Source organism: Synechococcus sp. RS9909, from assembly GCF_014279595.1.
Lineage (GTDB): Bacteria > Cyanobacteriota > Cyanobacteriia > PCC-6307 > Cyanobiaceae > Synechococcus_C.
This window is the reverse complement of record NZ_CP047943.1, coordinates 245,876-254,090: the sequence shown is the minus strand read 5'-3', so window position 1 is coordinate 254,090 and position 8,215 is coordinate 245,876. Positions and strand designations below refer to the sequence as shown.

At 63.9% G+C, this 8,215-nt stretch carries 12 protein-coding genes; 7 read left to right on the top strand and 5 right to left on the bottom strand.

The annotated features are described in order from the left end of the window. Positions 1 to 50 precede the first annotated feature (50 nt). A complete protein-coding gene (locus tag SynRS9909_RS01280) occupies positions 51 to 974 on the bottom strand; it encodes an N-acetylmuramoyl-L-alanine amidase (RefSeq protein WP_007100885.1) in 924 nt (307 codons plus the stop codon). Between the two features lie 347 nt (positions 975 to 1,321). Here SynRS9909_RS01280 and SynRS9909_RS01275 point away from each other — a divergent pair, with 347 nt between their 5' ends. Next, positions 1,322 to 1,756 carry a TA system VapC family ribonuclease toxin gene (locus SynRS9909_RS01275; RefSeq protein ID WP_007100887.1) on the top strand — a complete coding sequence of 145 codons (435 nt, stop codon included), beginning with the start codon at positions 1,322 to 1,324 and terminating at the stop codon, positions 1,754 to 1,756. Between the two features lie 106 nt (positions 1,757 to 1,862). Here SynRS9909_RS01275 and SynRS9909_RS01270 read toward each other — a convergent pair whose 3' ends face one another. Next, positions 1,863 to 2,231, bottom strand: a complete 369-nt coding sequence (locus SynRS9909_RS01270; RefSeq protein WP_007100888.1) for a type II toxin-antitoxin system RelE/ParE family toxin — start codon at positions 2,229 to 2,231, stop codon at positions 1,863 to 1,865. Beyond that, positions 2,228 to 2,455, bottom strand: a complete 228-nt coding sequence (locus tag SynRS9909_RS01265) for a type II toxin-antitoxin system ParD family antitoxin (RefSeq protein ID WP_240307729.1) — start codon at positions 2,453 to 2,455, stop codon at positions 2,228 to 2,230. The genes SynRS9909_RS01270 and SynRS9909_RS01265 overlap by 4 nt, the downstream gene beginning before the upstream one ends. Before the next feature lie 402 nt (positions 2,456 to 2,857). Between SynRS9909_RS01265 and SynRS9909_RS13805 the strand changes: the two genes are divergently transcribed. Then, a complete protein-coding gene (locus SynRS9909_RS13805) occupies positions 2,858 to 3,094 on the top strand; it encodes an AbrB/MazE/SpoVT family DNA-binding domain-containing protein (protein WP_007100891.1) in 237 nt (78 codons plus the stop codon). Beyond that, a complete protein-coding gene (locus tag SynRS9909_RS01255) occupies positions 3,091 to 3,426 on the top strand; it encodes a type II toxin-antitoxin system PemK/MazF family toxin (RefSeq protein WP_255479188.1) in 336 nt (111 codons plus the stop codon). The genes SynRS9909_RS13805 and SynRS9909_RS01255 overlap by 4 nt, the downstream gene beginning before the upstream one ends. 155 nt (positions 3,427 to 3,581) lie before the next feature. Here SynRS9909_RS01255 and SynRS9909_RS01250 read toward each other — a convergent pair whose 3' ends face one another. Both SynRS9909_RS01250 and SynRS9909_RS01245 read right to left on the bottom strand, forming a co-directional pair. Beyond that, positions 3,582 to 4,031, bottom strand: a complete 450-nt coding sequence (locus SynRS9909_RS01250; RefSeq protein WP_007100893.1) for a TA system VapC family ribonuclease toxin — start codon at positions 4,029 to 4,031, stop codon at positions 3,582 to 3,584. Then, positions 4,031 to 4,270 (bottom strand): CopG family transcriptional regulator, encoded by a 240-nt coding sequence (locus SynRS9909_RS01245; RefSeq protein WP_007100894.1) that lies wholly within the window; start codon positions 4,268 to 4,270, stop codon positions 4,031 to 4,033. The genes SynRS9909_RS01250 and SynRS9909_RS01245 overlap by 1 nt, the downstream gene beginning before the upstream one ends. A gap of 255 nt (positions 4,271 to 4,525) precedes the next feature. On the opposite strand from SynRS9909_RS01245, the gene rfbA reads away from it, so the two are divergent. From rfbA to rfbB, 4 genes are read left to right on the top strand one after another with little or no spacing between them, the layout of a single operon-like run. Continuing rightward, positions 4,526 to 5,566 carry a glucose-1-phosphate thymidylyltransferase RfbA gene (rfbA, locus tag SynRS9909_RS01240; RefSeq protein ID WP_007100895.1) on the top strand — a complete coding sequence of 347 codons (1,041 nt, stop codon included), beginning with the start codon at positions 4,526 to 4,528 and terminating at the stop codon, positions 5,564 to 5,566. Then, positions 5,556 to 6,146, top strand: coding sequence for a dTDP-4-dehydrorhamnose 3,5-epimerase (gene rfbC, locus SynRS9909_RS01235; protein WP_007100896.1), 591 nt, complete (start codon positions 5,556 to 5,558; stop codon positions 6,144 to 6,146). Before rfbA ends, rfbC begins: the two co-directional genes overlap by 11 nt. Next, on the top strand, positions 6,146 to 7,063 hold the full coding sequence (gene rfbD / locus SynRS9909_RS01230) for a dTDP-4-dehydrorhamnose reductase (RefSeq protein ID WP_007100897.1): 918 nt from the start codon (positions 6,146 to 6,148) through the stop codon (positions 7,061 to 7,063). Before rfbC ends, rfbD begins: the two co-directional genes overlap by 1 nt. Before the next feature lie 4 nt (positions 7,064 to 7,067). Then, positions 7,068 to 8,180: a dTDP-glucose 4,6-dehydratase gene (gene rfbB, locus SynRS9909_RS01225; RefSeq protein WP_007100898.1), complete on the top strand. Its 1,113-nt coding sequence runs from the start codon at positions 7,068 to 7,070 to the stop codon at positions 8,178 to 8,180. Positions 8,181 to 8,215: the final 35 nt, after the last annotated feature.

Genomic DNA, 8,215 nt, shown 5'->3' with positions numbered 1-8,215 from the left:
TCACTGATCCAGCACTGCTGGTCAACCACCACCAACTCGTGGGATCGGGCTCAGCCGCCGCGCCGTTCGCCCAGCTCCAGAGGCTCGAAGCGCACGGTGATGCCGAACTCCTCGGCGAATTCCACCACGCGGCACCAGGCGCGATCGCCCGCGTCGGAGGGGCGGACGATGCCGGTGAGGATCACCGGGGCGCTGGCGGTTTCCAGGGTCATGGTGAACAGGGGCCAGCCCACCGACGCCTGCACGGAATCGTCGCGGTAGGTAGGGGCGACATCGAGGGCACCGATCAAGACGCGGCGGCCATTGGCATCCCAGGCGTAGGCGATGCCGTAAAGCGCGAGCAAATCAGACACCAGGGCCCAGGAGGTGCCATGGGCATCGCTCTGCACCGTGAGCGCCTCACCGCGGGCCTGAATCGTGGTGCTGCCACGGAACTGCAGCGGCGACCCGGCAGGCTGCCCCGCCGGCGCTGCCGGAGGCACACCATCGCTGCCAGCGAGGATGGCGCGGATGCGGGCGCGCAGCTGATCACCGCCATCGCTGGGGCCGTTCTTCTCGAGCTGCAGCAGATCCCAACGCTCGCCGGTGCCGCCCCAGATCACGGGGCCGTAGTTGTCGTGCATGACGCGGCCGTCGCGGTTGGAGGCGGCTTCCGCGTGGGTCATCACCGTGCGGATCGTGATGTCTTCAGCGCTCCAGCCCCAGCTGCGGGCAATGGCGGCCGCTTCCTCGCAGAGCGCTTGCAGCTGCGATGGCGTCGGCGGCTGGGTCCAGGGATCGGGGATGCCGCCCATGCAGGCGCAGGAAAGGGCGACGCTGTTGCTGTTGCGGGCGTAGGTGTGGGCCGGCAGATCGACGCTGTAGGCATGGAGCCGATGCACCCGGCCATCCCCGCCGATGATCGCGTGGTAGCGGCCGGGCCGAATCCAGTCGTAACCGGTGGCGGTCCAATGCAGATAAAGAGTGGGAGCCATGGGGTGGGTGGAGCGTCAGCTCAACCCTCAGGATCGATCAACCCTCGGCATCGCGCCATGGATCCATCGCGTTGATGCGCATTAATATGCGCATTTCAGGCAAGCTGCCCCATGCGAACCACGCTCGAACTGCCAGATCCTCTGTTCGCGCGACTCAAGGCGAGGGCCGCCAGGGAACAGCTGACCTTGAAGCAGCTTTTGCAGCACTACGTAGAACAAGGTCTTGAGGCCCCGACGCCATCGACCACTGCGCAACGCTCAGCACGTCAGCTGCCGAGGCTTGAGGGTCAACTTGCGATTGACTCCAGCCGCGTGAGCAATGCCGCCCTGTTTGAACTGCTTGAGCCATGAGCGGCCGCGCAGACCTGCCAGACCTCAACGTGTGGCTGGCACTGGCGACAGCCGATCACAAGCACCACGATCATGCGGTGGCCTACTGGGAGGGCGAAGCCGCTGAACAGGTGCTGTTCTGCACGGTGACAGCCCTGGGCCTCGTGCGCCTGGTGAGCCAAGCGAAGGTGATGGGCGCCGCGGTGAAAAGCGCCCGGGATGCCTCTGAGCTTCTGCGAGCGTTCTGCCAACTCGAGGGAGTGGGGATGGCGACACCGACGAGCAATGGCTGGGATGTCTTCCATCAGCTGATGGCAGGGGGCAACCACCCGGCCCGCCTCTGCACCGACACCTACCTGGCAGCGCTGGCCATCAGCAATGGCTGGCGGCTTGTGAGCTTTGATCGCGACTTCGATCGCTTCGCTGGCCTCGAACGACTCCTTCTGGCCTGACGCAGCGCTGGAGCAGGGTGATCCAGCCCTGGATATCGAAAACCAAACCCTACCCACGCTGGCCCCAACCGCCACAGCTTCGGCGTAGCCGGTGAACAAACAAGGCTCAGACCTCGGAACTGTTTTGCAGCAGGCGCACCAACATCCGACGCTGATGATCCTGGCCCCCAAAGAACACGGCCAACACCTGGATGTCTCGCTGCTCAGAACGTGGACGAAACCAATAGTCCGCGCGATCCAATGCCAGATGGCGAAGGCCAGGCAGCAGATCGTCGTGACATTCTCTGCGGAAGGGAGCGGTGGCCAGCCGTTCGGCAGCAGCGATGATCGCCTCGATGCGCACCTGGGCGTGCCGATTGGCTTCAGCCGGTGGCTCTCCAAAACCGCAGTAGGACTGCGTGAGGTACTCGGTGATCAGCAGCAGATCGTTGATCGCCTCTGCAGCGAAGACCACCGACCACGGAGCTTCACTCATCGAGACTGCGCCGCCAACCTGGCCCGCAGTTGATCGGCAGAGATGAAATCCCCTTCGGATCGCTGCTGGAGCAAGACTCGCAAAGCGGCTCGATCGGCCTGGGCATCAGCCTCCTGCTGCTGCAAAAGCTCAAGACCCTGCTGCAGCACAGCACTCAAGGACGGAAAGCGACCAGCACTCACCAACGCTTTGGCAAAGGCATGCTGATCCTCACGAATAGACACGGAACTCTTGACGACCACTGAAGCGCCCTCACAAGCAAATTCTAGTGTGACCGAGTGGCACCAAGCGGTCAAGAATCCTGGCCCTCGCTGATCGCCACCGACCGCACAGCCTGCCAAGACATCAGCGCCATGGGCCTGGGTGCAGGCGTTGATGACTGCGAATCAGGGCCGCATCGGCCAGTGAGGCCGGCACAGCTTGATTGCGGCATGACGGCGCTTGTTCTGCCGAGGGGGCTGATCGTGACCGTTGCCCGACCAGTTATTCACCGTGCCTGCAGCAGCGATAGGGGGCATGGTTGGACGATTGGAGACCTCGGTCATGGCCGAATTCAATCGGGCTTGGGGTTCCCCCGATTTCAAAGCCTCCGATGGATATACTTTGTCTATTCGAGTGCGGCTGCAGTGAAAGTGAAGGTGCAGGCCTGGGGCAACAGCCTGGGGCTGAGGATCCCAAAGGTGTTCGCCAATGCGCTGGGCGTTGGCTCCGGCAGCGAGATGGAGGTGAAGGTGGAGGACGGTGCATTGCTCGCAAGACCCGCAGCGGCGATCCACTTGGAGGCTCTACTGGCTGAGATCACGGCCGAGAACCAACACAGCTCAACTGATTGGGGCGATGCCAGCGGTGCGGAGGCGTGGTGAGAGCGCCGGAGCGCGGCGATCTGATCTGGCTCAGCTTCACGCCACAGAGTGGACGTGAGCAGGCTGGACGCCGACCGGCAGTGGTGGTGTCGCCATCGGCCTACAACAGCAAGGTTGGCCTGGCTTTGGTGTGTCCAATCACCAGCAAGGTGAAGGGATACCCGTTTGAAGTGGCACTGCCGGAACAAGGAACGGTGCAGGGTGTGATCTTGGCGGATCAACTACGCAGCCTGGACTGGCGCAGCCAAGAAGCCGAGCTGATCGCCAAGGCTCCGATTCCTGTGGTGGAACGCGTTCTGCAGCTGGTTGGCGCGCTGTTGAGCAGTCCGTGATTCCACAGGCCGCACCGGGCTCCGCACGGCTTTGCACGAGCCGAAGCTCCTGACGCAGCGCGACTGGTGCCGCAAGGATCCAAGCATCAACGCTTCCGGATTCAAGTGAAACGCCGATCAAGCTGATTGGACGGCATGACGCGGATGCCACTGATTCACACCTGGGAATCAATCAGGCAAAGCGCGTCGCCACCCCCAGGCACCGCACATGTACTCAATCGTGCATCAAAGCTCATCAGGCAACCCCCTTGGTGCACGGCCAGGGCCAGCAGGTAGGTGTCGGTGATCTGGCCGTGATGAAGAAGCAGCTCAGCCTGCAGCTCGCCATCAGTGGACCACGAGAGGAGGTCAGGCCAGAACAGGTGGCCTGGGTGGGAAAGCATCCCCTGCAGCAACGGCATCACCGAAGCCGGACCACCGGGGCTGTTGGGATAGCGAGGATTGCTGAGGATGCGCAGCAGGGCGTTCTGCGTTAGTGGACACGTCGCCCAGCCATAGCTGGCGTTGGCCTGGAACCAGCGATGGGCAGGCTCGTGATGCACATGCTGGGGATCCAGCAAGGCGATCAACACGTTCACATCCAGCAACGCAATCGGCGCGTCCATCAGCGCTCCTCATCACGCAGCTGATTCACCAGATTGAGGTCAACCACGCCACCGGAGGACTTGATCGGCAAGAGGGGCAACCCGGACCGCTCCGATGGCGGCTCCTCCAGCCCAGCAGGGCGGCGCAACGCCTGGCGCGCCAATTCACTGATCACCTCACCAACACTGAGGTGCTGCTGGCGGGCGAGAACGCGTGCAGCATCGAGCACATCGTCGTCCAACTGAAGCGTGGTACGCATCAAACATCACTCATCTCACATCACGCTAGCCTCAGCCACACCAGCGTTACCAGGCCGCCCAAGAGGAGAGTGAACCAACCCTGGAGGTCGAACAACAAATCCCTAGCCACACCGGACCCTCGCCGCTCAGTAAATCATCCACCTGTAGTAGCCGTGGCCTGAAAGCCGCGCTGGCGGTAGAAACCCTTTTAACGGCATCAACGCATAACACGCCCACAAAAAAATCAATTGGACGGCTGGACCCCTCCCTCGGCCATGGCCGCATTCGATCTGGCTCTTCGCGACTGGCTTGACCTCCAGTTGGCGCTCCAGCGCAGCACCCATGCTGAAATAGGCCTGCGCAACGCAGAACCCTTGAGCTCTTCCAGCGCTCGCAAAGGCATCATCCTCGCGGGCGGTAGCGGCTCCCGGCTGCATCCGATCACCCAGGCGGTGAGCAAGCAGCTGCTGCCGGTGTATGACAAACCGATGATCTATTACCCGCTCAGCACCTTGATGCTGGCGGGGATCCGCGAGGTGCTGATCATCACCACACCCCACGATCAGGCGGCCTTTCAACGGCTACTGGGGGATGGGAGCCGCTGGGGGATGGCGATCGACTACGCGATTCAGCCCTCCCCCGATGGCCTGGCCCAGGCCTTTCTGATCGGCGCCGACTTTCTCGCCGGACGGCCCGCCGCCCTGGTGCTGGGCGACAACCTGTTCCACGGTCACGACCTGGTGCCCCAGCTGCGCAGCAGCAACGCCCAGGCGCAAGGCGCCACCGTGTTTGCCTATCCCGTGAGCGATCCGGAGCGCTACGGCGTGGCGGAATTTGATCACCAGGGCCGGGTGCTGAGCATCGAGGAGAAACCCAAACAGCCCAAGAGCCGCTATGCCGTGACCGGTCTCTACTTCTATGACGCCTCCGTGGTGGAGAGGGCCCAGCAGGTGCAGCCCTCCGCCCGGGGAGAGCTGGAGATCACTGATCTGAATCAGCTGTATCTCAACGACGGGCTCCTGCAGGTGGAACTGATGGGCCGCGGCATGGCCTGGCTGGATACGGGCACCTGCGATTCGCTCAACGACGCCAGCGGCTACATCCGCACCCTGGAACATCGCCAGGGCCTGAAGGTGGGCTGCCCGGAGGAGGTGGCCTGGCGCCAGGGCTGGATCAACGCCGAGCAACTCACGGCTCTGGCCCAGCCACTCAAAAAAAGCGGCTACGGCACCTACCTGCTCCAACTGCTGGACGACAGTCTGAGTGACAACGCCGCCCTGCAGAGCAGCCTGCGCAGGCCGACCCATGCAGGCTGAACCGCTCACCAGCCCCCAGGGGCAACGGCTGAGCGGCCCGCTCCTGCTCACACCGCAGCGTTTCGGCGATGATCGCGGCTGGTTTTTCGAAAGCTGGAACCAGCGCCGCTTCGATGCAGCGGTGGGCGAACACGTGGCCTTCGTGCAAGACAACCACTCCCGCTCCTCCCAAGGCGTCCTCAGGGGGCTCCACTACCAGCTACCTGCGGCCCCCCAAGCGAAACTGGTGCGGGCCAGCGTCGGCAGGATTTTCGATGTGGTGGTAGATCTGCGCACCTCCTCGCCAAGCAACGGGCAATGGGCCGGCGTGGAGCTGAGCGCCGACAACCAGCAGCAGCTGTGGGTGCCGGAGGGATTTGCCCACGGTTTTCTCACCCTCAGCGCTGTGGCGGAAGTGCAGTACAAAACCCGTGGCTACTGGAGCCGAGAGCAGGAACGGGCGATCCGCTGGGACGACCCGGCACTGGCGATCAGCTGGCCCCTGGAGAATCTGGAAGGCACGGCCGTGAGCCTGTCGGAGAAGGACGCCCAGGCTCCCACCCTGGTAGCAGCCCAGGCCGCCGGCGAGGTGTTTCCCTGATGGGCCAGACCATCCGCGTGCTACTCACCGGCGCCGCTGGCCAGTTAGGGCAGGCGCTGATGGCCTCTGTGCCCGAGGGCATCGAGCTGATCGCCACGGGGCGCAGCGTAGGCCAGGGAATGCTTGGCCTTGATCTGGCCGATGCCGAGGCCTGCCGCCAGGCCGTGGAAGCCCATCAACCCGACTGGGTACTCAATGCCGGTGCCTACACCGCCGTGGATCGAGCCGAAATGGAGCCAGAGCTGGCGCAGGCGGTGAATGCCCAGGCGCCCTGCGCCTTTGCCGAGGCCCTGGCAGACATGGGCGGCCACCTCTTGCAGGTGAGCACCGATTTTGTGTTCAACGGCCAGCAGGGCAGCCCCTACCGGCCTGAACAGCCCCGCAATCCCCTGGGCATGTATGGCCGCACCAAGGCCGCCGGTGAAGAAGCCGTGGAGCAGCTGTTGGGCGGCAGCGGCCGGGGCCTGATCCTGCGCACCAGCTGGGTGATGGGGCCGGTGGGCCGCAATTTCGCCCTCACCATGCTGCGGCTGCACCGCGAGCGGCCCGAGATCGCTGTTGTGGCTGATCAGGTGGGCTGTCCCACCAGCACCGCCACCCTGGCGGCGGCCTGTTGGCGGGCGATAGCAGTGGCGGAGTCACCGAACGGGCTACCGCCCGTGCTGCACTGGAGTGATGCGGGAGCAGCGAGTTGGTACGACGTGGCCGTGGCGGTGGGTGAGCTTGGTGTGGAGCTGGGGCTGCTGGAGCGCGCCGCCCACGTGAATCCGATCACCACGGCCGAGTACCCCACCCCGGCACAACGGCCCAGCTATTCGCTGCTGGACTGTTCAGCGACGCGCCAGGTGCTGGACCTGCCTGCGCTGCACTGGCGGCAGGCTCTCCATCAACTTCTACAAGCGATACCAAGCCCTTGATGCCATGACCAGCAGCCCCGTGCCTGACATCACCCCACCGGACGTTCCCGCCCTGCTCGCCGGCCGCCACCGCATCCTGGTGACCGGTGGCGCCGGGTTTATCGGTGGCGCTGTGGTGCGGCGGCTGCTGAATGAGAGCGACGCGCTGGTGTTCAACCTCGACAAGATGGGCTATGCCAGCGATTGCACCAGCATTGAGGAGGTGCTGGCGCAACTAGGCGAGCGGGCCAGCACTTCAGAGGGAGAGTGCCGCCACCAGCTCCTTCGGGTGGATCTGGCCGATGCTCAAGCAACGGCGGAGGCGGTGCGCCTGGCCGACCCGGATCTGGTGTTGCATCTGGCGGCGGAAAGCCACGTGGATCGTTCCATCGCCGGGCCCGAGGCGTTTATCAGCAGCAACGTAACCGGCACCCTGCATCTGCTGCAGGCGGTACGGGCCCACTGGGAGCAGCTGGCTGGGGAACGCCAGGCGAACTTTCGGATGCATCACATCAGCACCGATGAAGTGTTCGGCTCCCTCGGCCCGGAGGGCCGTTTCTCGGAAACAACTCCTTATGACCCACGCAGCCCCTACTCAGCCAGCAAGGCGGCGAGCGATCACCTGGTGAATGCCTGGCATCACACCTACGGCCTGCCGGTGGTGCTCACCAACTGCAGCAACAATTACGGACCCTGGCAGTTCCCCGAGAAGCTGATCCCGGTGGTGATCCTCAAGGCCGCCGCCGGCGCAGCAATCCCGCTCTACGGCGATGGACTGAATGTGCGCGACTGGCTGCACGTGGAAGACCACGTGGATGCATTGCTGCTGGCAGCCTGCCGAGGAGAGCTGGGGAGCAGCTACTGCGTGGGCGGCTTTGGCGAACGCACGAACCGACAGATCGTGGAGTTGATCTGCAACGTCCTCGATCAAGCCCAACCCAAGGGATCCCCTCACAGCCAACTGATCCGAAGCGTCAGCGATCGCCCAGGTCACGATCGCCGCTACGCGATCGATCCCAGCCGCATTCAAAGCGAACTGGGTTGGCAACCACGCCACAGCCTGGAGGTGGGGCTAGCAGACACCGTGGACTGGTTTCTGACGCACCAGGACAGGTGCCACAAGGCGTTTAACTGTTGATGAGCATCAACGCATTGTTGCGGCACAAAATAGTG